Raw genomic sequence first — 21539 nt, 5'->3', positions numbered from 1 at the left:
CAATTGCTGGCAAAGTCCGCTATTGCACCACCAAACCCGGTAACAGACAAGGTTGCCAGCCGACCTTGCGACCCGGGAAACAAAACCTGGGATACAGAGAGGCTGACGCCCAAGCCAAACGGCTGCAACCATCCGGCCCTGCAATGGCCCGTTTCATTCCACTCATCATGAGCACATTACGTGAGCAACCCTGTGAGCAAACAAGATAGATACGCCGGGGCCAGCGCCCTGACCGGCCTGAGCCTGGGCCAGCAATCCGATTACATCAGCCAGTACACCCCCTCCCTGCTGCAGCCAGTTCCACGTAGCCTGAACCGGGATGATCTCCAGCTGGGCGATGACCTGCCCTTTAGCGGTTGCGATGTCTGGACCCTCTATGAGCTCTCCTGGCTCAATGCCAAGGGCAAGCCGATGGTGGCGGTGGGTGAAGTGGCCATTCCGGCCACCAGTGCGAACCTGATCGAATCCAAATCCTTCAAGCTCTACCTCAACTCCTTCAACCAGACCCGTTGCGACTCTATCGAGGCAGTCGCCGCCATGCTGACCAAGGATCTGAGTGCCTGTGCCGGTGAGACCGTCAAGGTGACCCTGTTCCCCCTCGACAAGGCGCCGCACCAGATTGCCCTGCTGCCCGGCGAGTGCATTGATGAGCAGGATATCGAGGTAGACAATTACGAGTTTGATGCTTCCCTGCTGCAAGGGGCAGCCGGTAGCGAGCTGGTCGAGGAGACCCTGCACAGCCACCTGCTCAAATCCAACTGTCTGGTCACCAGCCAGCCCGACTGGGGCTCAGTGGTGATCCGCTACAAGGGGCCGAAACTCGATCGGGAGAAGCTGCTGCGCTATCTCATCTCGTTCCGCCAGCACAACGAGTTCCACGAGCAGTGCATCGAGCGGATCTTTATCGACCTCAAGCACTATTGCCAGCCTGAGCAGTTGACCGTCTATGCCCGCTATACCCGCCGCGGCGGCCTCGACATCAACCCGTTCCGCTCCGATTTCGAAGCCGTGCCCGCCAACCTGCGTCTGATCCGCCAATAAAGTCGAGTTGCGACAGAGAGGGCAGGTACACTGCCCTCCATGACTGGCAAAAAGGTTTCAATCGATGCTTTATGCAGCTGGGATAAGGGGGCTGGATAATAAAATCCAGACGAAACCCACTTGCCGGCCACCAGCAAACCACAGTAAACGCTGGACTCGCAGGGGGGGGCTTGGATAACATGCCAACACCTCTGCGCCGTCCTTAATCCAATGAATCAACTGTTTTTTCTGGCCATGATGATGTCCTCCCTGTCAGCTCCGAATCTGGATCTGGACAAGGAGCAACTCTCTATCGATCTGCAACAAGCGCAATCGATGGTACTGACCGATCCTGCCAGATGCGTCCAGATCACCACCGCCTTCCTGACGCGCGCAGCCAATAATCCCCAGCAAATCATCAGCAATCGCCAGGAGTTCGGTTATCGCGAGCCCATCCTGAGTTACAGCACGGCGGCCCAGACCATAGGCGCCCATCTGCTCAAAGGGGAGTGTCTGCTGCAACTGGGCCAATATCAGGCCACCCAGCAAGCGCTCGACAAGGCGATGGAGCTGGCAGACAAAGAGCGACAACCGGAACTCAAGGCCCACGGCCTCTATCTCAAGATCCGCAGTCAGGCCCTCAAACCGGATAACCAGAGCACCAGCCGCGCCCTGATGGATCAACTGGACGAGCAGCTGGCCGTCCCCACGCTCAAGCAGAGCCAGCTGCAGATTTATGGCCGCCTGCAACGCACCAGCTACGACATCGAGAACCAGCACTTCGATGATGCCAAGGCCCACTTGGCAGATGCGCGGATCTGGGCCGCCAAGACCCCCAATTCCCTCGCCAGTGCCTGGGTCAGCGCCATCAGCGGCGATCTTTATCGCGCGCTGCAGCAGCCACAGCTGGCGCTGGGGGAATATATCGATGCCCAGCAACAGGCCAAAAGCCTCAACGACCCGCTCTTTCTCGGCCTGCTGTCGAACCAGATAGTGAAACTCTACCAGCAGGAGCAGGAGCCACAGAAAGCGCTGCAGTATGCCAATGAGGCGGCCAACTACTTCCACTCCATCGGCAACCCCTCCCTGCTGTGCGACTCCCTGATGGTGCTGGCGCGACTCAACCGCGAGCAGGGCGACCTCAATATGGCGCTGGTCTACTTCTTTAATGCGCTGGATCTGCTCGATGAAGGGAGCAACCGACCGCAAGCCTCCCTGCTCAAATATGAAATCGGCAAAACCTACCTGCAAAGCGGCAACCTCTCGCTGGCCAGCAACTACCTCAATGCGGCCCGTCAGTCCCACGAACTGAGCGATGCCAAAGAGCCGCTGATCGATACCCTGTTGCTGCTCGGCGAGCTCTATCTGAAGAAACAGGAGGCCGCCATCGCCATCCTGCAGTTGGAGAACGCCCGCGCGCTGGCCAATCAGCTCGGTGATACCCGCCGTCAGTACGAGGTATTCCGCCTGTTGTCGCTTGCCTACGAGCAGAAGGGGTATCTGCATCAGGCTCTCGACAGCTACAAGCGCTTCCACCGTCTTGGCGAGGAGGTGCGCCAGCAGGAGCAGGCCATGGAGCAGGCGGCGATCCGCGACAACTATGTTCAGGTCGAGCGGGTACAACATATCAAAGAGCTGGAGCAGCGACTTAACAACAGCCAGCATCAGCAGGAGCGCTATCTCTGGTCGAGCATTACCACCAGCCTGCTGCTGGCGCTCTTTATCTACCTCTTCTTCACCCTCTGGCTCAAGCTGCGTACTGCCCGCCTGCAACTGAAACGGACCAATGAGGCCCTGCTGATCGAGCCACGCTCGGGGCTGGCCAACTGGCAGCGGCTAATGAACCGCTGGCCCCGGGAGATGGCAAAGCGCCAGCTGAAATCGGATCGCTGGTACCTCAGTGAACAGCCCTCCAGCGAGTTCGATGACAAGCTGCACTATCTGCTGTTCCGGGTGCCTTTCCTGGTCAATACGCTGGAGCGCCACGGCTATCAGGCCAGCAGAGAAATCGAGCAGGCCTTCGGTGCCTATATGGACACCCTGACCCCGCAAGATGGCCGTATCTATGACTTGCGTGAAGGACACATGCTCTATGTGGTGCCACAACGCCACGTCACCAACCTGCATCAACTGGCGGGAGACCTGCTGACCGCCATCGCCGCCTTCCCTTGCAACTATCCACTGGATCGCCAGATCAGCCTCGGGATTGTCAGTCACCCCTTCCTGCCGAAAGCGGCGACCGCACTCGATCACAATGGCCTGTTTGACCTCTGCTATCTCGCCCTGTCGGGAGCCATTCAGCTCAGTGAAAAATGCCAGCAAAACGCCTGGTTGGAGCTGGCTGCGATCGATTGCCAACAAGCGGCATTTTTTAATGGAGATGTGTGGCAATGCGGCCTGATGGCAATTGACAAGGGACTGGTAAAAGTCAATTCTTCTCATGAAAAGCAATGGGTTAATTGGCCCAGCCTTGCAAGGAAGCCGGCAGCCGATAACCACCAGGAAATAATGTAGATAACAGGCGAGGATCGAAACCAGGTTCGACCACTGTTGCTATCCAACACCAAAAACAATAATGACAACAGGGCGACCTGATAATGAATGACATCGCTGCCGTAGCAGGACAATTGGCAAGACTCAGGGAATCCCTTCAGCAGAAACAGCTGGAACTCGACGGCGTACTGTCGTTTTCTGATGCAGAGCGTGCTCGCGGCATCCAGTTTATCAACAAGTTGATGCTCTCCTGCCGTGGTTTCGACCGCGAGCTGGACAATCGCTTCGCCAAGCTCAAGCAGAAACTGGATAACAATCCCGCATTTACCTCGCTGGACGCCGACCTGCTGGCCATTGAAAAATTGCTACAGCAGCACAGCAATGCGCTGGAAGAGTCGATCACCTTGACCCAGACCGCCATCGAACTTGGTTCCAAACAGCTGAAAAACATCAAGGGCTTCCCGGAAGAGACCCGCAAGTCCCTAAAGGAATTTCTGGCAAGTCCCGCCGGTTACGGCATTGCCGATCACCAAAAGAAGGTGATCAAGCTGCTGGAGTTCTACCAGCAGGCGATCAAGATCCAGCTGCTGCCAAGTCAGCCCCTGTTGGCACCTTCAGGTGCAACTCAACAAGAAAGCGATACTGCCAGCAATGATGGCCAGCCAGATGTCGACCCATTTGATCTAAAGGATCACGCTCGCATCGCCGATGAGCTGCAGCGGCTTATCACCGAACTCGACTTTGCCGGCGCCATCGGCGAGAGCCTGAGCGATATTCGCCGCCAACTGCTGATCGGGATCAACCCTGCCCTGCTGGCGGAAACCTGCCTGCAGGTGATCGAGCTCATCATCGAAGGCACCCGTGAGGAGCGTAAAGCCTCCCGCGCCTTCCTCAGCTCCCTCAACGAAAGCCTCTCCGCAGTACATGTCGGGTTTACCGAATCCCTCGATGAGGGGCGTGCGCTGCAAAACGAAACCCGAGAGACCCGCGAGGCGCTGGTCAACGAGTTGCAGGCGATCGATCACTCCCTGGCCAGCCATAACTCCATCGATGCGCTCAAGCGCGCCATCTCCGGCCATATGGGCGCCATCAACCTGCTGCTGCAGGAGCGTGACAGCACGGCGGCGCGGGAGCGTCACCTGCTCACCCGCCTCTCCACCATGGAGTCCAAGCTGCGCTTGATGAAGGAGGAGACCGCCGAGTACAAGAAGCGGCTGACCATTCAAAAACACAAGCTGTTCCTCGACAGCCTGACCCAGGTGCACAACCGGGCTGCCCTCGATGAACGGCTGGAGCAGGAGTACAAACGTTGGCTTCGTTACCGCACTCCGCTCTGCATGGCGATCATCGACATCGATCACTTCAAGAACATCAATGACAACTACGGCCATATGGCGGGTGACAAGGCGCTGAAAGTAGTCGCCAAGGCGCTGCAAAGCGCGCTGCGTGATACAGATTTCATCGCCCGTTTTGGTGGAGAAGAGTTCGTGGTGTTGCTGCCCAACATCAATCCGGACAAGTTCCAGAAGCCGCTGGAGACCCTGCGCCAGACCATCAAGAGCATCCCGTTCCGTTTTCGCGATGCCAAGGTGGAGATCACCATTTCCATCGGTGCAACCCTGTTCAAGGATGGGGACAACCCGTCAGATGTGTTTGAACGGGCGGACAAGGCGCTCTACCACTCCAAGCACACCGGTCGGGATCAAGTGACTCTGGCCTGACAAGCGGCTAAAAAAACAGCGAACAGTCGTCGCCCTATTTCCCTCCTCCCTCTATTACCACTACTATCGATCTCAGGGGATGCAACATAGCGTCCCCTTTTCTCCCCAGGGAAAAACACAACGATAACAAGTGAGTAAAGGGGAACCTATGATTACGCACATCAATCCCGTTGGCAGCATGGATTTGCTGTCACAGCTCGAGGTGGATCGCCTCAAGCAGACTGCCTCCAGCGATATCTATCAACTGTTTCGCAACTGCTCGCTGGCAGTGCTCAATTCCGGTAGCCATACCGACAGCTCCAAGGAGATACTGGAGCGCTTCAAATCGTTCGATATTCATGTGATCCGGCGCGAGCGCGGGGTCAAGCTGGAACTGTTCAATGCCCCCGAGCACGCCTTTGTCGATGGCGAGATCATTCGCGGCATTCAGGAGCACCTCTTCTCGGTGCTGCGCGACATTCTCTATGTCTCCAATCAGATCGAATCGAACCGGCTGGTCAACCTCACCAATTCGACTCATATCTCCAACGTGGTGTTCGCCATCCTGCGCAACGCCAAGGTGATCCTGCCCGGCGCCGATCCCAACCTGATCGTCTGCTGGGGTGGCCACTCCATCAACGAGATCGAGTACCAGTACACCCGCGCCGTGGGCAGCGAACTGGGCTTGCGTGAGCTGAACATCTGTACCGGCTGTGGCCCTGGCGCCATGGAGGGCCCGATGAAGGGGGCCGCCGTCGGCCATGCCAAACAGCGGGTAAGAAACGGCCGCTACATCGGCCTGACCGAGCCTTCCATCATCGCGGCCGAACCGCCAAACCCCATCGTCAACGAGCTGGTGATCCTGCCGGATATCGAGAAACGGCTGGAAGCCTTCGTACGCCTCGGCCACGGCATCATCATCTTCCCGGGTGGGGTCGGCACCGCCGAAGAGCTGCTCTATCTGCTCGGCATCATGATGCATCCGGCCAACGAGCGGCAGCCGATGCCCATCATCCTGACCGGCCCGAAAGAGAGTGCCGACTACTTCCGTGCCATCGACGACTTCATCAAGGCGACCCTCGGTGAACCTGCGACCAAGCTCTACCGGATCATTGTCGGCGATGCACCGGAAGTGGCCCGGGTGATGAAAGAGGCTATGCCGAAAATCCGCGAATACCGCAAATCTGTCGGCGATGCCTACTCTTTCAACTGGTCCCTCAAGATTGAGCCGGAGTTCCAGCTTCCCTTCGAACCGGATCACGCCAGCATGGCCAGTCTGGATCTGCACCGCAACCAGCCGCCCCAGTTGCTGGCCGCCAACCTGCGTCGTGCCTTCTCCGGCATCGTCGCCGGCAACGTCAAGGAAGGGGGCATTCGCGCCATCGAGAAGAAAGGCCCCTTCAAGCTGCACGGTGACAAGGAGCTGATGCACCTGATGGACAAGCTGCTGGAGAGTTTCGTCAAGCAGCAGCGGATGAAGCTGCCGGGCAGCCAGTATGTGCCCTGCTACGAAATCGTCCGCTAGGGTACAGATACATCATCGACAGAGGGGCGCATCGGCGCCCCTCTTTATTGGCGCTATGCCTTCCCGACCGCCATCAATCCCCCATAAGGCGAGCGGTTTGTTACAATGGGGCGTCCCGACCGCCAAGAGTGCCCCATGTCAACTATCCGGCCACACCTGCTCATCATCGATGCCCTCAACCTCATTCGCCGTCTGCACGCGGTACAGGCCCAGCAGGCACTGACCCCTGCCCAGGCGCTGGTTGCAACCCGCGCCAACCTTATCAATACCTGCCGCAAGCTGCTGGCCAATAGCGAGCCGACCCATGTCATTGCCGTGTTTGATGGCGAGGTGCATAGCTGGCGCAAAGAGGTCTATCCGGCCTACAAGGAGGGGCGAACCCCCATGCCCCCTGAACTGCGTGAGGGGTTGGCGACCCTGCAGGATGCCTTTTGGGAGTGCGGTGTCGATGCCCTGCTCTCCGAGACCGATGAAGCGGATGACCTTATCGCCACCCTCGCCAGCGGCATCGCCAGCCATGGCCATCAGGCGACCATCATCTCCACCGACAAGGGCTTCTGCCAACTGATCTGCCCGCAGATCCGGGTGCGCGACTACTTCAACAAGCGCTGGCTGGATTCCGCCTTCGTCCAGCAGCAATATGGGGTAGCCCCTGCTCAGCTGGTCGACTTCTGGGCCCTGACCGGTATCAGCGGTTCCAATATCAAGGGGGTTCCGGGGATCGGCCCCAAGACCGCCACCCAGCTGTTGCAGCAATATGGCAATCTGGCGGCCATGCTCGAAGCCTGCCAGCAAGAGGATACCGCCAAGCCACTGATCAAACTGCGCCAACATCAGGATGAGGCCCTGCTGGCCCAGCGGCTGGTGCGCTTGCAGCGGGATATTCCGCTGGGATTCAACCTGCGGGACATCCGCTACCCGCCCCAGCCGGACTAAATGGCCGAACAAAAATGCAGACAAGGGCGTGAACCATGACGAGACTCACCCTCGCTGTTGATAAAAGTGAGTAGAATGTAAAGGAATGTGGTTGGTTTGCTGAGTAAATGCTATAAAGCAGCCCCATCCTCCCCTATACCCTGGAAGTGGAACCCTCTCATGTCCAAAAGAAAAATTACCGTGATCCCCGGTGACGGCATCGGCCCCAGCATCATAGAATCAGCCATCCAGATCCTGACCCATGCGGGCTGTGACTTTGAGTACGAATACGCTGATGCGGGTCTGGTTGCCCTAGAGAAGCATGGCGAGCTGCTGCCCCAGGCTACCCTGGATCTGATTGAGAAGAACAAGGTGAGCCTGAAAGGGCCATTGACCACGCCGGTCGGCGGCGGTTTTACCTCCATTAACGTCTCCCTGCGCAAGAAGTTCAACCTCTACGCCAACGTGCGCCCGGTCATCTCCTTCAAGGGCACCAGAAGCCGTTACGACAACATCGACATCATCACAGTGCGTGAAAACACCGAAGGGATGTACTCGGGTGCAGGTCAGAAGCGCAGCGATGACAACAAGAGTGCCGAGGCGATGAGCATCATCACCCGCGAAGGGGCCGAGCGCATCGTCAAGTTTGCCTTCGAGCTGGCTCGTCAGGAAGGGCGCAAGAAGGTCACCATCATCCACAAGGCGAACATCCTCAAATCGACCTCCGGCCTGTTCCTCGAAGTGGCACGTGAAATCGCCAGCCACTATCCAGATATACAGAGCGAAGAGATGATCGTCGATGCCGCCTGCATGAATCTGGTGATGTATCCGGAGCGTTTCGATGTCATGGTCACCACCAACCTGTTCGGCGACATCCTCTCGGATCTTTGCGCCGGTCTGGTTGGCGGTCTCGGGATGGCACCCGGCGCCAACATCGGCGATGGCGCGGCCATCTTCGAAGCGGTCCACGGCTCTGCCCCCGACATCGCAGGCAAGAACATTGCCAACCCGACCTCGGTGATCCTCGCCTCCATCCAGATGCTGGAGTACCTCGGCATGCAGGATAAAGCAGAGCGGATACGCGAGGCGGTACGAGCTACCATCGAATCCGGTGATCGGGTCACCCGCGATCTGGGCGGTACAGCTTCCACCAGCGAATTCACCCAAGCCATCATCGATCGCCTGTAAGCTAACCAATTGATTTTAAAAGGGAGCCTAGGCTCCCTTTTTTATATTTCCGAATCCTTTGCCACTCCCCAAACAGCAACTATGTTCAATAGAGAAGAAGAACAGGGAGTGTTTTTCATGAAGGGATACGGGTGCTATCTGGTGTCGGGTCTGATGCTGGTTTGTGGCACTGCCAGTGCCTTCGAACAGGCCCAATCAACCCAAATCGCCAAACTGCCACAGCAGGAAAAACGGACTGCCACCGAGGTATGGCGTTCAAGCCTGGATACCAACGACTTGCTCAAGGCGCCCAAACCCCTGTCGTTTGGTATTGAAGTCTCCACCGACAACTTTGGCAATCAAACGATCACCTCCTACCCGCAGCTCAATCTGACCCCGGAAAAGAGCATCAGTCTATCGATTGAACGCTTTAGACCCAAGGTCAAATTCAAAGCCGGTGGACTGCATACGGCAATCAGATTGAGAGGGGATGGCATCAAAATGCAATTCAATCCGGTCGACAAAACCATCCCGCTGCAGATAGAGATCAAGGTGACCGACGACGAATCCTCCCTGCGCCTCGATTACCGTTTCTGATATTTTCCGGCAGCCGAATAGCAAAAGGCCGACAGGTTTCCCTGTCGGCCTTGGTATTTATCGTACGGGCAGAACTGCTACATCACGCCTTGGGCTCGAGTTTGGAGACCCAGTACTTGTTGTAAACATGTACGGTGATCTCTTCTCGATCGTGATAGAGCTGCTTGGCCTGGATCACGAACGCGTTGTCGATCTCCTTGAGCATCTCGCGCAATACCTCAATATTGTGCACCGACTCGGCATAACGCTTCTTCATCGGCAGCTTGAGGTTGAACATCGCCTCCTGGCAGTCACCCTCACGGAACCAGTCCGCAATCATGTGAACGACCCGCGCCGGTTTATCGACCATGTCGCACACCAGCCAGTAGGTGTTCTTCTTGCTCGGACGCCAGACGAAACCGTCATCCCGGATATGCTTGACCTGACCGGTATCCATCAGGGATTGGGCCATCATGCCGTTGTCGACCGCCGTCACCATCATGCCACGACGCACCAGCTGATAGGTCCAGCCACCCGGGCAGGCGCCCAGATCCACCGCCTTCATGCCTGAGCAGAGACGCACATCCCACTCTTCCCGCGGCAAGAACACGTAAAACGCCTCCTCCAGCTTGAGGCTGGAGCGGCTCGGCGCATCGGCCGGGAAGCGCAGGCGCGGGATCCCCATGTGGAATCCGGAGTTGTTGAACGAATAAGAGTAGCCCAGCAAGACATGATCATTGGCCATAAAGAAGGCGTGGAACACCGGACGGTTTGGCGTCTCCTTCTTGGTCAGGATCTCGTTGCTGCGCAGCGCCTGACGCAGCGGCACGGTGAACTTGCGGCAGAAGGCCGACAGCTCTTTCGCTTCGTTGGTATCCGCAGTTTCGACCCGCAGATCGCCACAAATGGTGTAGTCACTCACCGCCTCAAGGATCGGGGAGATCCTGTCCGCGACATCCAGATCCTTCAGCTCATGGGTGACCACCAGCATCTGGCGGATGAAGATGAGCTCCCGGAACGGCAGCTTGCGAGCCAGCAGGTCCGCCTGCTCCTCGTCATACAGTTCGAAGATCACATAACCGCTGTCGTCCTTGACCCGGGCGAAACCGTAGCACTGCATGTTACCGGCACGCTCGGTGATCTCTGCAGCCGCCTCTTTCTCAAAACCGGGGCGGCAATAAAGCAGCAGATTATTCATTTTTTCCTCCAAGACGACAGCCAGCCCAGATCAGGGCCGCCCATCCCAACATAAAACAGAGGCCACCGGCCGGAGTAATCAACCCCAGCCCCTTGCTGCCAAGCAGCACCATGGCGTAAATACTGCCGGAGAATCCGATGATCCCCAGCACAAAAGCGGTGCCAGCCAGGTGGATCACCCTGCTGCGCACACCACACCAGCCCAGAACCAGCAGGGCCAATGCGTGAAAAAACTGATATTGCACGGCGGTATTGAACGCCGCCAGACGCTCGGGCGTAATGCCGGTCGCCGCCAATCCATGGGCGCCATAAGCCCCCAGCATGGTGGCCGTCAACCCGAAGAGACCGGCCAGTATCAGCCAATGTCGATGGATCTGCATCCTCACACTCCCTCTCTCATCACGGCTGGCAATCAAACCAACCCTCTCGTGCTATCCATGTCGGGCCACAAAATGGCTGATGGCCGCCGCTGCATGCTGCATATTCTCCTGCTCACTCACGCCACTGGCTTTACGCGGTTTGAAACCATGATCACCATCGGTCAACCAATGGACCGATACGGCGGGTGAGAAGGGGAAATCGGCCAGTTCGGCGCGACTACCGAAGGTGTCGCGCTCCCCCTGCAACAGCAGGGTTGGCACTGCAATATGCTTGAGTACCTCGCCTCGCCAGCTGTCGGGCTTGGCCGGAGGGTGGAAAGGATACCCGAGAATGAGCAATCCTGCAGCATTCATCTCACCCTTGCCTTCACGATAGAGTTCCGCCGCCATCAGCCCGCCCATCGACTTGCCCGCCAGAAACAGCCGTGGATGGGCAAACTCGCGGATCATGTCGCGCCAATGGGCGAGCAGCACAGGCGCCCTGTCCGGCGGACGGCGCTTGCCATCCTGTGCTCGCCTGGTCATGTAGGGAAAGTTGAAGCGCACCACTTCGATGTCGGGGCCAGCCAGCAGGCGTGACAACTCGGCAAGAAAAACATGATCCATCCCCGCGCCTGCCCCGTGGGCCAGCAAAATGCGAACGGGGGCATCAATTGCCCCCTCGCGGATCACCTCATGCATCGGCGAGCCTTGCCCTGCGACGCGCCTCTTCCTGCTCCACCAGCTCCAGCATCCAGTCGCGGAAGGCAACGATCTTGCCCTGATCCGACTGTTGCTCCTGACACACCAGATAGAAAGCATTTTTGCTCACCAGCACCTGCTCGAACGGGCAGATAAGGCGGCCGGCCTCAATCTCGGGTTGTGCCAGCACGCTGTGGCCAAGCGCCACCCCCTGGCCGTGGATCGCCGCCTGGATCACCATGGTGGAGTGGCTGAAGATGGGCCCCTGATTGACGTTGGGGGCATCGATATCGAGCTGGCGGAACCAGGCCTTCCAGTCGCGGCGGGAGGTATCGTGCAGCAGGGTATGAAGAGTCAAATCTTGCGGCGTACGCAGCGGTTTGGGCCCGGTCAGCAGCAAGGGGGAACAGACCGGGATCAGGTATTCCGTATGCAGCTTGTCCGAGCGCAGACCCGGCCAGTTGCCGCGGCCGTAATAGATGGCCACATCCACATCGTCGGTGAGCGACCCTTCGTCGAGATCGACCGCCTTGATCCGCACGTCGATATCGGGGTGGCGCTCGCTGAACTTGACCAACCGCGGCACCAGCCACTGGATGGCGAAACTCGGCTGCAAACTGACAGTCAACGCCCCCTTGGCACTGCGGGCCAGCAGCTTGTCGGTCGCCTCAGAGATGGAGGCAAAGATGTCTTTGATATCCAGGAAATAGCCCTGCCCCTCTTCGGTCAGCAACAAGGAGCGGTTTTTGCGGCGGAACAGCTTGATGCCAAGATACTCCTCCAGCGCCTTGATCTGGTGACTGATGGCAGCCTGAGTCACAAACAACTCTTCTGCTGCGCGGGTAAAGCTTAAGTGACGAGCCGCAGCTTCAAAGGCCTTGAGGGCATTGAGCGGGGGTAAACGACGAGACATGACACCAGCCGACGATGAGTTTTTCTAATGGGGCGCATTATAATTTGTCGGTTGCGGGTCGACCAGTGAATAAACATAATTCGCCCAGCAATCAGTCGTCATATGGCTCACATTTTCTACTACGTGTTGGTTTACATGTGTTTTTAGTGAGTCTTTCGACTGCGATTGTGGTGTTGTGTTTCTTCCTCTGCGGGAAGAGGGGCTCAAATCTCACCGGTTTGACCCAGTCTGTCATCTGAATGTGTTTGGCGCCTCCAGCTGGATGGCGCCTTTTTTCATCCCTTCTATACCTTGAACTGCCCCACCAGCTGCTGCTGCTTGTCCGCCAGCGCAGAGAGCTCGCGACCATTTTCGGCGGAGGTCGCCGCCTCGGCCCGAATGGTGTGGCTCACATCGCGAATGTTGCTGACGTTACGGTTGATCTCGTCCGCCACCCGGCTCTGCTCCTGCGCCGCCCGGGCAATCTGCTCGTTCATCTGATGGATGGTGGAGACCGACTGGATAATCTGCTCCAGCACCTGCACCGAGAGATCCACCTTGGCAAGCGTCTCGTCAGCCTGTTCATGACCATCGCGGATCGCCTTGACCACGGCGCCGGTACCGGATTGCAGTTGGCTGATCAGGGTCTGGATCTCGACGATGGCATTCTGGGTGCGACCCGCCAGATTGCGCACCTCATCAGCCACCACGGCAAAGCCACGGCCCTGCTCACCGGCCCGCGCCGCTTCAATAGCTGCATTCAGCGCCAGCAAGTTGGTCTGCTCGGCAATCCCCTGGATCACGATGAGGATGTCATTGATGTTGTCGCTGTTGGCGGAGAGTCGCTCCACCACCGGCTGGGCATCGTTGATGATGGTCATTAGCTTGCGCATCGCCTCCTGGGTGTCAGCAACGACATATTTGCCCTCTTGCGCTGCAGCGTCAGTGGTGTTGGCAGCCGCCACCGCCGAGCCGGCATTACCGGAGACCTGCAACGCCGTGGCGCTCAGCTCCTCAAATGCCGTCGCCACCAGATCGATCTCCTGATACTGGGCCTGCATGCCGCTGCTGGTGCGCTCGGCCACCTGCGCGGCTCGCTCGGCACTGTTACGCGTACCGGAGACGGTATCAATCACCTGACTGATGGTGGATTGCAACTTGTTGAGGAAGCTGTTGAACCACTTGGCCAGCTCGCCGATCTCGTCTTGCCGCAGGATCTCGATACGCTGGGTCAAATCCCCCTCGCCGCTGGCGATATCCTTGAGACGGGCAACTACGGCGCGGATGGGTGCCACAATCTGGCGCGCCATCAACCAGATAAAACTCAGGGCAACCAGCGAGATCAACACTCCGATCGACAGCTGCGAGACCACGCTGCGATTGGCCTCACTGGCCAGCTCATCTTGCAGTTCCTGGGCCGAGGCCAGTACTACTGCCCGTGGCAATTCAATGTAGATGCCCCATTTACGGTCGGTGCCACGCATGGATACCGGGACAAAGGTCTGCAACAGGGTGCCATCGCTGCTCCAGCGAGTCAGCTCCTGACCCTGACTGAGCCAGCCTTTCAGCTCGCTGGCCAGCCCCTGATACTTCTGATCCAGCCCGCGTCCCATGGTCACATCGAACTCATCGGCTCCCGCCACGCGCCCCTCGTGACTGACCAGCAAGATTCTGCCCTTGCCCTCATAGAGCTCCTTGTCCATGGTACTGACCAGACTCTGCAAAGTGGCCAGCGAGATATCGACCCCGACCATCCCCAGCAAGGTCTCCTGCTCCAGCAGCGGGACCGTCACCGAGGTCATCAATATCTGTTTATCGCCCACATCGTCCAGATAGGGCTCCAGCAGGCAGAGGGCACGGGTGCGAATACTGCAGCGATACCACTCGTTTTCGATTCCACCAGCCTCGGTCGGGCTTTCATCGGCCAGTACATCCTCATTCTGCACTTCCGGTTCTATCTTGCCGTTGTCATAGGCCCAGTAACTGGAAAAACGCCCCTTGTCGTTGGAACCCAGCGCCGTTGAGCCCTGATAGTTGCTGTCTTCCCCATCCAGCTGGTCAGGCTCGAACACCGCATAGACACCAAGCAGATTGGTCGATGAGGCAACGGCATCGTGCAGTTGCTGATTGACGGCGCTGCGCAGCGCCTCCGAATGGAGAAAGTTCTCGGCCGCATTCTTGCGCTGGAACAACACGCTCTCCGCCAGCAAACTGGCGCGGAAATAGGCCTCATCGAGATAGCTGGTCACCTTGGCCGCCTGCTCCGAGCCCATCGCCTTCATCCAGTTCTCGGCAGACTGCTGCGCCTCGTGCATGGTGGCTTGCCGCACCTGCTGTTGCATCTTGTTCGCGTTGTAAATCGAAGAGGCAACCAGAGCGGCGGCTGTCACCAACAGACAGCAACCGGCGATCAGGGTAATCCGACCCTGGACAGAAAGAGCGCTCATGCCAATATTCCTACGTCATACAGATATGGATAGATTATCGACTTTATAAACAAAAACTTAACTCTCTCACAGCAAATCCAGCGAGAGTTGATTAACTTCACCCTCTTTTGGCAAACCCACCACCAAGCCCAGCAGGCGAACCGAACGCCCTTGCGCCCGCTGTAGCCCCTCTTTGAGCAGGGGAACGAACAAGGCTGGCTGATAGCCCCCCTGACTGCGATAGACGGTGGTCTGGTGGAAATCGGCAAACTTGAGTTTAATCCCCTGCCCCATCACCTGCTCGGCAGGACACGCCAGCTGAAATCGCCGCTCCAGCTCCGGCAGCAGTTGCTGCAATACCGTCAGGCAGGCGGCTTCGTCACAAACATCGCTCGCCAGGGTGGTCTCCACCCCGATGGTTTTGCGGATCCGGTGCGCCTGCACCGGCTGTTCATCCAGCCCCCAGATCCGGGTCGTCAACATCTCCCCCAGCTTGCCAAAACGGCTGCACAGTTCTTGTGCCGACAAGGCCCGCGCATCCTCACAGGTGTAGAGCCCCTGAGCCTCCAGCCGCTCGGCGGTCTTGCGCCCCACCCCAGGCAGTTTGCCGAGGGGCAACTGGCAGACAAATTCGGCCACTTCGTCGGGACGAATGACAAACAGACCATCGGGTTTGCGCTGCTCCGAGGCGAGCTTGGCGAGAAACTTGTTGGGGGCCACTCCGGCCGAAGCGGTCAATCCCAGTTCGGTGACGATGGCTTGCCGGATCTCTTGCGCCATCAGGGTGGCGCTACCGCCACAACAGCGACTGTGGGTCACGTCGAGGTAAGCCTCGTCCAGCGACAGCGGTTCAACCTGATCGGTATAGCGCAGGAAAATGGCCCTGAGCTGACGGGAGATATCCTTGTACACCGCCATTCGCCCAGGGATCAGTACCAACGGCGGGCAGAGTTTTTTCGCCAGCGCGCTCGGCATGGCGGAGCGCACCCCGAACCGGCGCGCCACATAGTTGCAGGTCGAGATGACGCCGCGCCGCACGGAGGCCCCACCGATGGCGAGCGGCACCTCCCGCAACGCCGGATTGTCCCGCATCTCCACCGCGGCAAAAAAGCAGTCCATGTCGATATGGATGATCTTGCGCATACCACTGTATAAATAAACAGACATGGCATCATCTTACCCCAAGGATAACCGCAGCTCTATCTCTCTCGTTGCGGCTAAAATAGTAGACTCCAAGGAGACCTTTACTACCACAATGACAAGGAGCGTTCGGGATGAAATATCTTTGGCTGGGACTCTGTTTGCTGCCGTTGACCGGCATCGGCAAGAACAACCCGACGGCAGAGTGCCGCTGGCTGTACGACCGGATTGAGATACTGGAACAGGCCATCAAGAAAGGGGACACACTCGGCACAGAGCAAGAGTTGTCACGCTGGCGTGAAGAGTTTCGCAAGAAGAAGTGCAAACAGTACGACTACTGAGCAGGACAAGATGGCGTGACCGACAACGGCAGATAACAAACGGGCCCCGATCAAGATGACCGGGGCCCATTTTTCAAAGCATGACCAGCTTGATTCTGCAGCAGAGTGCGCTCAAGGCAGCACCATAGGGCCAGCCACGGCGGTAGCCACCTCATCCCCGCGCAGCACCCGAACCAGTTCAAGGGCAAGCTCAATGGCGCTGCCCGGCCCCTGACTGGTGATAAGACGATGAGCCTCATCTCTGACTACCCGCTCATGTGACAGCAGTGATGTCGGTAGTCGGGGCTGAAAGCCGGGATGACAGGTGACGATGGCACCATCCAGCAGGCCGTGATGTTGCAACACCACCACAGGGGCGGCGCAGATGGCAGCACGCCAGCGACCAAGAGCGGCCTGCTCTTTGAGCAGATCGATGGCCAGCGGGGTATCGCGGATCACTTCGCTGCCGGGCAGACCACCGGGTACCACGATGGCTTCAAAGTCCCGACGGGTCAGCTCGTCGATATGACAATCAGCCACCAGCTGTACCCCACGCGATGCCTTCACCTGCCGAGATCCGGTTGGACAACAAGAGGCCAGCACCACCTCGATGCTGGCGCGCACCAGGGTATCGACAATCGCAACCGTCTCTATCTCTTCCGACCCGGGGGCCACCAGCACCAGTACACTCATGTTCGCTTCCTTGCGGCTTGCTCTGCCATGTAAAAGATCAGACGGCCTGGCTCTTCTCTTTGATCGCCTGATAGAGACCCTGATTGACCGGTACGGCAATGCTATGCCGGGCAGCCTTGGCCAACAGGAAGCCGGTGATGGCCTCAATCTCGGTCTCGCGTCCCAGCTCCATATCCTGATGCATGGAGGAGTAATTGTCAGCGGTCAGCTCCACCACTGTCATCACCCGACGCTGCAACTCTTCGGCTGTGGTTGCAATCCCTTCGGCACACATCACATCCGCCACTTCCACGCAGATTTGCTGCAGGGCATCGGCAAAACGGGGACCAGCCAGCTCGCCATTTTTCAGCTTGTAGAGAGCCGTCAGGGGATTGATGGCACAGTTGATAGCCAGCTTTTGCCACTGGCGCGTCAATATCTGCTCATCCCAGCCAGCCTGGCCCAGTGCCAGCGCCAGCTCATCCGCGAGCGCGGCGTGGGCCTTGGCTGCGTCGTTGATCGGGCCAAGCCAGGTTTCCCCCTTGCCAGTATGACGGAACACGAAATGGCCGCACTGCATGGCGCCATGGCTGGTGACACCGGCAATCACCGGATTGTGCGGGAACATCTCGACCACCTGCTCGGCAATGCCCATCCCGTTGTGCAGCAAGACGATCGGCACGCCGGCATCCAGCTTACCCACCAGCGGCGTCAGTGCGGCAATCACCTGACTGGCCTTGGTCATCACCAGCAGACGCTGGATCTTGCCGGGTTTGCTGACAAATCCGCGCTCGATATTGAGCAGCTGGACATGCCCCTCCAGCGAGGTGAAATCGATCCCCGGATGGAGCGTGGACTTATGATGTTCGCGCAACAAGACACGGGTTGATTGACCACTCTGGGTCAGCAGGGAGGCAAAAACGCCGCCGAGGGCGCCACAACCCAACAGTGACCACTTCGGAGTAACGGGTGGAATAACGGGCTGTCGGGAATTTTTTAATCCGCTTGGCATGGTGTGACTCTGTCAGGGTAAGGGTTGCAATCCTCTCAACCTGTTACCGGGGATAAGTGAAGATGTCGCTGGTGGACACTAACGGGTCCACCCGTCCTGTGCGCAGGGGATTCTAGCAGAGCAACCCCATCAAAATCAGCAAATTTGCCCGTTTTCTGGTAGATTTGCCCCCCGATAACGCAACATGAGGAGCTCCGGCTATGCCGTCATTCGATATTGTCTCTGAAGTCAAAATGAACGAGGTGTTGAACGCTGTCGACAACGCCAATCGTGAACTGGCCACCCGTTTCGATTTTCGTGGGGTAGAAGCCAGCTTCGAGTTGAACAAGGAAGAGGTAAAACTGGAAGCCGATGCCGATTTCCAGCTCAAGCAGATGGTCGAAATCCTGCGCGGCGCCCTGCTCAAGCGCAACATCGAAAACAGCTCCATGGAAGTGGGTGACTCGGTTCACTCCGGCAAGCGTTTCCACCTGACCGTCAAATTCAAGCAGGGGATCGAGAAAGAGATCGCCAAGAAGCTGGTCAAGCTGATCAAGGACTCCAAAATCAAGGTACAGGTCGCCATCCAGGGTGATGAAGTACGTGTCACCGGCAAGAAGCGTGACGATCTGCAAGAGACCATGGCACTGGTCCGTGGCGCCGAACTGGGTCAACCGATGCAGTTCCAGAACTTCCGCGACTGATTTATCCACTCAGCCGTGGCGCACTTGATGACTCGCGCCACGCTATCTAAATCGCGGCCATAAAAAAACCGGAGCAGATGCTCCGGTTTTTTGTACCCCAAGTTTTATTAGAACTTGTAGGTCGCGGAGAAATAGTGACCAAAGCCTGTTGTTTGCAGGCCATAAGCACCATTCTGAATACCATAAGTATCGTTGAAATATTTCAGGCCGTAACCGACTGCATAACGCTCGGAGTGCCAGTAGATACCATGGAAGGTATTAGTTCCATCTGTGGAGGTACCCTCGGCATCAAACAAATGATCGAGGTAACCCTGATACGCTACGAAACTACCATTGGAGAAGGTATAGAAAGGCTTAAACCAAGTAATAGAGAACTGATAGCCATTCCAACCTTCACCTGATGTATCAAATTTTGTACCATTTTTCGGGTCGGTATGGTTATCGCTCTTGTAGATGCTACCACTTTCGTTGACATGGCGCTTGTAAAGGTTCATGCCCATTTTACCAAACCAAGGCACTTCGACATCAGTACCCAAACCTACAAAAGATTCAAAAGAACCGTGGCTCCCGCCTGCGTTAAAGAGAGATGCAACATACAGTTCTTTGATAGGGCCAACTGAAAGGTCTTTACCAGTCAGAGCATCAATGGACATGCGAGGCGCAAACTTGATGAAGAGGTTCTCTTGGTCATGTTTATCACTGTGTTTTGAATCAAAGATATCGAAAACATCGACATAACCATACAGGTCAAAAATACCGGAACGACCACCAAACTCCATCTCAAAATACGTGTCGTTGTAACCACCCTCAGATTTTTTATAAGGCATCTGATCGATAGTGTGCATTACGTTGAACTGGAACCACTTGTAGTCATTCTTGTGGATATCCCCGCTGTAGTCAGCAGCGAAGGCCGGGGTAGCGGCAGCAGCCAGCAGACCGGCAGCGATCAGAGTCTTGGTAAATTTGGCCATTTTATTGGTCTCTTGTGCGTTAGTTGAGGTTTTCCGTAGCCTGCCCACAAGGAGCGAGAGGGATTCTAATCAAATAAAATTGGGGGTGAAACAACTTCTCGGGAACTTTATCCGGAAGTGTGAATCTAATCACCCCCGATTCTACGCAAACGCTTGCTATTTGTCAGCCGTTGAGAGCAACTCACTCCCTTTTCTGGCGACAAGCACAATCAACAACAACACGGGCAAGCCCAATAAACTGGTTCCGACAAAGAAGGCACTGTAGCCAATCTGCTCCACAACCTGTCCGGAAAAACCGGCCAGCAACTTGGGTAGCAGCAACATTACCGAGCTGAACAGGGCGTACTGAGTAGCCGAAAATGCCACATTGGTCAGGCTGGAGAGATAGGTCACGAAGGCCGCAGTAGCGATACCGGCGCTGAGGTTATCCAGCGAGATGATCAGCGTCAGCAGTTCCAGGTTGTGACCGACCTGATTGAGCAGGGCAAACAACAGGTTGGTGCTGGCGGTGAGCAGCGCCCCCAAGAACAGGATGCGCAGCGTACCGAAGCGCATCACCAGCACGCCCCCCAGCGCAGCCCCCACCAGCGTCATGATGACGCCAAACACCTTGGTAATGGTGGCAACCTCAGTTTTGCTGAACTGCATATCCACATAGAAGCTGTTGGACATCACCCCCATCACCACATCGGCAACCCGATAGCAGGCGATCAGAGCCAAGATCAGCAGCGCCGAGCTGCCATAGCGACGAAAGAAGTCGGCAAACGGACACCAGACGGCCTCATAGCCCCAGGCCCCCGCACTCGCCAGCAGAGCTGGCCACCCTTTTTCCAGGAGCTGCTCCTTGCGTTCGGCCTGTTGTTTGCCCTGCTCGGCCAGATCGATATCCGGCTCGTGGCAAAACAGCGTGGTGATAACCCCGAGTGACATCAGACCCGCCATCACCAGATAGGTAATCTGCCAGCCACGATAGTCATAGCCGCTGTTGCTGCCAAACCACGCCGCCAGCGCCAGCGCACCGGCGCCCGCCATGATCATCGCCAGCCGGTAACCGGTCATGTAGGAGGCAGCCATCGCCGCCTGTAGCCGCTCGGGAGCGGATTCGATGCGATAGGCGTCGATGACGATATCCTGCGTGGCCGAGGCAAAGGCCACCAGCAGGGCAAACATCGCCAGCTGGGCCAGCTCGGTCTTGGGATCACAGAACGCCATGCCGACCAGCGCGGCGGCAATCAGCAGCTGGGAGAAGAACATCCAGCTACGGCGACGCCCCAGCAGCGCGGAGAGCAACGGCAGCTGCATGCGATCCACCAGCGGCGACCACAGCCATTTAAAGCCATAGGCGAGCGCCACCCAGCTCATATAGCCGATATCGGTCAGGCTGACATCGGCCTCGCGCAACCAGAATGAGAGGGTACCGAACACCAGTAGCAACGGCAGACCCGATGAAAAACCCATGGCAAAGAGAATAAACACCCGAAATTCGAGATAGACGGCGAGGGACTCTCTCCAGCTTGGTTTGCGGATCATGTTCAACTACCTGACGACTTTGGAAAAGTGCGTCATTTTGGCAGGTTGATGGCAGATAGCCAAGGCGAGCAAAGAGATAGGCAAAAGAAGCCCGTGTCTAGTCCTGAAATAGGTTTACACATTTTCAACTAGCATTTCTCTACCCAGAACCCCCTATGTACCGCATCGGGGGTTCTGTATTTCAACGCATGATGCGGCCGCTCCGCGTTGTAAATATCCACCGCTTCACGCACCATTTC

At 57.3% G+C, this 21539-nt stretch carries 20 protein-coding genes; 9 read left to right on the top strand and 11 right to left on the bottom strand.

What is annotated here, in order from left to right:
- Positions 1-192: 192 nt before the first annotated feature.
- The 7 genes from queF to AB5Y92_RS02945 all read left to right on the top strand — a co-directional run bounded on the left by queF (position 193) and on the right by AB5Y92_RS02945 (position 9417).
- Positions 193-1041 carry an NADPH-dependent 7-cyano-7-deazaguanine reductase QueF gene (gene queF / locus AB5Y92_RS02975; RefSeq protein ID WP_252656019.1) on the top strand — a complete coding sequence of 283 codons (849 nt, stop codon included), beginning with the start codon at positions 193-195 and terminating at the stop codon, positions 1039-1041.
- Between the two features lie 210 nt (positions 1042-1251).
- On the top strand, positions 1252-3534 hold the full coding sequence (locus AB5Y92_RS02970) for a hypothetical protein (protein WP_164537531.1): 2283 nt from the start codon (positions 1252-1254) through the stop codon (positions 3532-3534).
- Between the two features lie 83 nt (positions 3535-3617).
- Positions 3618-5234: a diguanylate cyclase gene (locus AB5Y92_RS02965; protein WP_139405784.1), complete on the top strand. Its 1617-nt coding sequence runs from the start codon at positions 3618-3620 to the stop codon at positions 5232-5234.
- A 148-nt stretch (positions 5235-5382) separates the two neighbouring features.
- Complete coding sequence (gene ppnN / locus AB5Y92_RS02960) at positions 5383-6738, top strand: nucleotide 5'-monophosphate nucleosidase PpnN (RefSeq protein WP_368225507.1); 1356 nt, start codon at positions 5383-5385, stop codon at positions 6736-6738.
- Positions 6739-6873: 135 nt separating this feature from the next.
- On the top strand, positions 6874-7674 hold the full coding sequence (gene xni, locus AB5Y92_RS02955) for a flap endonuclease Xni (RefSeq protein ID WP_368225505.1): 801 nt from the start codon (positions 6874-6876) through the stop codon (positions 7672-7674).
- A gap of 159 nt (positions 7675-7833) precedes the next feature.
- Positions 7834-8841, top strand: a complete 1008-nt coding sequence (locus AB5Y92_RS02950) for an isocitrate dehydrogenase (RefSeq protein WP_005349723.1) — start codon at positions 7834-7836, stop codon at positions 8839-8841.
- Between the two features lie 117 nt (positions 8842-8958).
- Entirely contained in the window at positions 8959-9417 is a 459-nt protein-coding gene (locus AB5Y92_RS02945; protein WP_368225503.1) for a hypothetical protein, read from the top strand.
- 82 nt (positions 9418-9499) lie between these two features.
- On the opposite strand, the gene rlmM is transcribed toward AB5Y92_RS02945, so the two are convergent.
- From rlmM to dinB, 6 genes are all read right to left on the bottom strand, one after another.
- The gene (rlmM, locus tag AB5Y92_RS02940; protein ID WP_338774038.1) at positions 9500-10594 is read right to left on the bottom strand and encodes a 23S rRNA (cytidine(2498)-2'-O)-methyltransferase RlmM; all 1095 of its coding nucleotides are present in this window, start codon (positions 10592-10594) and stop codon (positions 9500-9502) included.
- The gene (locus tag AB5Y92_RS02935; RefSeq protein WP_005358623.1) at positions 10587-10973 is read right to left on the bottom strand and encodes a DUF423 domain-containing protein; all 387 of its coding nucleotides are present in this window, start codon (positions 10971-10973) and stop codon (positions 10587-10589) included. The genes rlmM and AB5Y92_RS02935 overlap by 8 nt, the downstream gene beginning before the upstream one ends.
- Positions 10974-11024: 51 nt before the next feature.
- On the bottom strand, positions 11025-11654 hold the full coding sequence (locus AB5Y92_RS02930) for an alpha/beta family hydrolase (protein WP_368225501.1): 630 nt from the start codon (positions 11652-11654) through the stop codon (positions 11025-11027).
- Positions 11647-12567 carry a transcriptional regulator GcvA gene (locus AB5Y92_RS02925; RefSeq protein WP_005338622.1) on the bottom strand — a complete coding sequence of 307 codons (921 nt, stop codon included), beginning with the start codon at positions 12565-12567 and terminating at the stop codon, positions 11647-11649. Before AB5Y92_RS02925 ends, AB5Y92_RS02930 begins: the two co-directional genes overlap by 8 nt.
- A 284-nt stretch (positions 12568-12851) precedes the next feature.
- A complete protein-coding gene (locus tag AB5Y92_RS02920; RefSeq protein WP_368225499.1) occupies positions 12852-14993 on the bottom strand; it encodes a methyl-accepting chemotaxis protein in 2142 nt (713 codons plus the stop codon).
- A gap of 66 nt (positions 14994-15059) precedes the next feature.
- On the bottom strand, positions 15060-16115 hold the full coding sequence (gene dinB, locus AB5Y92_RS02915; RefSeq protein ID WP_368225524.1) for a DNA polymerase IV: 1056 nt from the start codon (positions 16113-16115) through the stop codon (positions 15060-15062).
- A 131-nt stretch (positions 16116-16246) separates the two neighbouring features.
- Between dinB and AB5Y92_RS02910 the strand changes: the two genes are divergently transcribed.
- Positions 16247-16453, top strand: a complete 207-nt coding sequence (locus AB5Y92_RS02910) for a hypothetical protein (RefSeq protein WP_019445898.1) — start codon at positions 16247-16249, stop codon at positions 16451-16453.
- A gap of 111 nt (positions 16454-16564) precedes the next feature.
- On the opposite strand, the gene AB5Y92_RS02905 is transcribed toward AB5Y92_RS02910, so the two are convergent.
- On the bottom strand, positions 16565-17125 hold the full coding sequence (locus tag AB5Y92_RS02905) for a DJ-1 family glyoxalase III (protein WP_164537537.1): 561 nt from the start codon (positions 17123-17125) through the stop codon (positions 16565-16567).
- Positions 17126-17162: 37 nt separating this feature from the next.
- Entirely contained in the window at positions 17163-18116 is a 954-nt protein-coding gene (locus AB5Y92_RS02900) for a ketopantoate reductase family protein (protein ID WP_164537538.1), read from the bottom strand.
- Between the two features lie 200 nt (positions 18117-18316).
- Here AB5Y92_RS02900 and AB5Y92_RS02895 point away from each other — a divergent pair, with 200 nt between their 5' ends.
- Positions 18317-18799, top strand: a complete 483-nt coding sequence (locus tag AB5Y92_RS02895; RefSeq protein WP_005338634.1) for a YajQ family cyclic di-GMP-binding protein — start codon at positions 18317-18319, stop codon at positions 18797-18799.
- Between the two features lie 107 nt (positions 18800-18906).
- Here the strand turns inward: AB5Y92_RS02895 and AB5Y92_RS02890 are convergent, their stop codons facing one another.
- From AB5Y92_RS02890 to AB5Y92_RS02880, 3 genes are all read right to left on the bottom strand, one after another.
- Positions 18907-19770, bottom strand: a complete 864-nt coding sequence (locus tag AB5Y92_RS02890) for an outer membrane protein OmpK (RefSeq protein WP_128836339.1) — start codon at positions 19768-19770, stop codon at positions 18907-18909.
- A 156-nt stretch (positions 19771-19926) separates the two neighbouring features.
- Positions 19927-21306, bottom strand: coding sequence for an MFS transporter (locus AB5Y92_RS02885; protein WP_164537539.1), 1380 nt, complete (start codon positions 21304-21306; stop codon positions 19927-19929).
- 122 nt (positions 21307-21428) lie between these two features.
- The coding region (locus AB5Y92_RS02880) for an integrase core domain-containing protein (RefSeq protein ID WP_368225522.1) at positions 21429-21539 on the bottom strand (111 nt) is incomplete at its 5' end.

The organism is Aeromonas sp. R1-1, from assembly GCF_040908495.1.
Lineage (GTDB): Bacteria > Pseudomonadota > Gammaproteobacteria > Enterobacterales > Aeromonadaceae > Aeromonas > Aeromonas veronii.
This window is presented reverse-complemented; position numbering and strand designations above follow the sequence as displayed.

Bases quoted from the DNA above. Each gene is read 5' to 3' on its own strand.
- AB5Y92_RS02890 (WP_128836339.1), bottom strand. From the start codon at position 19,770: ATGGCCAAATTTACCAAGACTCTGATCGCTGCCGGTCTGCTGGCTGCT.
- AB5Y92_RS02935 (WP_005358623.1), bottom strand. From the start codon at position 10,973: ATGCAGATCCATCGACATTGGCTGATACTGGCCGGTCTCTTCGGGTTG.
- AB5Y92_RS02965 (WP_139405784.1), top strand. From the start codon at position 3,618: ATGAATGACATCGCTGCCGTAGCAGGACAATTGGCAAGACTCAGGGAA.
- AB5Y92_RS02950 (WP_005349723.1), top strand. From the start codon at position 7,834: ATGTCCAAAAGAAAAATTACCGTGATCCCCGGTGACGGCATCGGCCCC.
- AB5Y92_RS02945 (WP_368225503.1), top strand. From the start codon at position 8,959: ATGAAGGGATACGGGTGCTATCTGGTGTCGGGTCTGATGCTGGTTTGT.
- dinB (WP_368225524.1), bottom strand. From the start codon at position 16,115: ATGCGCAAGATCATCCATATCGACATGGACTGCTTTTTTGCCGCGGTG.
- AB5Y92_RS02970 (WP_164537531.1), top strand. From the start codon at position 1,252: ATGAATCAACTGTTTTTTCTGGCCATGATGATGTCCTCCCTGTCAGCT.
- AB5Y92_RS02895 (WP_005338634.1), top strand. From the start codon at position 18,317: ATGCCGTCATTCGATATTGTCTCTGAAGTCAAAATGAACGAGGTGTTG.
- ppnN (WP_368225507.1), top strand. From the start codon at position 5,383: ATGATTACGCACATCAATCCCGTTGGCAGCATGGATTTGCTGTCACAG.
- AB5Y92_RS02930 (WP_368225501.1), bottom strand. From the start codon at position 11,654: ATGCATGAGGTGATCCGCGAGGGGGCAATTGATGCCCCCGTTCGCATT.
- AB5Y92_RS02920 (WP_368225499.1), bottom strand. From the start codon at position 14,993: ATGAGCGCTCTTTCTGTCCAGGGTCGGATTACCCTGATCGCCGGTTGC.
- AB5Y92_RS02900 (WP_164537538.1), bottom strand. From the start codon at position 18,116: ATGCCAAGCGGATTAAAAAATTCCCGACAGCCCGTTATTCCACCCGTT.
- AB5Y92_RS02910 (WP_019445898.1), top strand. From the start codon at position 16,247: ATGAAATATCTTTGGCTGGGACTCTGTTTGCTGCCGTTGACCGGCATC.
- rlmM (WP_338774038.1), bottom strand. From the start codon at position 10,594: ATGAATAATCTGCTGCTTTATTGCCGCCCCGGTTTTGAGAAAGAGGCG.
- AB5Y92_RS02905 (WP_164537537.1), bottom strand. From the start codon at position 17,125: ATGAGTGTACTGGTGCTGGTGGCCCCCGGGTCGGAAGAGATAGAGACG.
- AB5Y92_RS02925 (WP_005338622.1), bottom strand. From the start codon at position 12,567: ATGTCTCGTCGTTTACCCCCGCTCAATGCCCTCAAGGCCTTTGAAGCT.
- xni (WP_368225505.1), top strand. From the start codon at position 6,874: ATGTCAACTATCCGGCCACACCTGCTCATCATCGATGCCCTCAACCTC.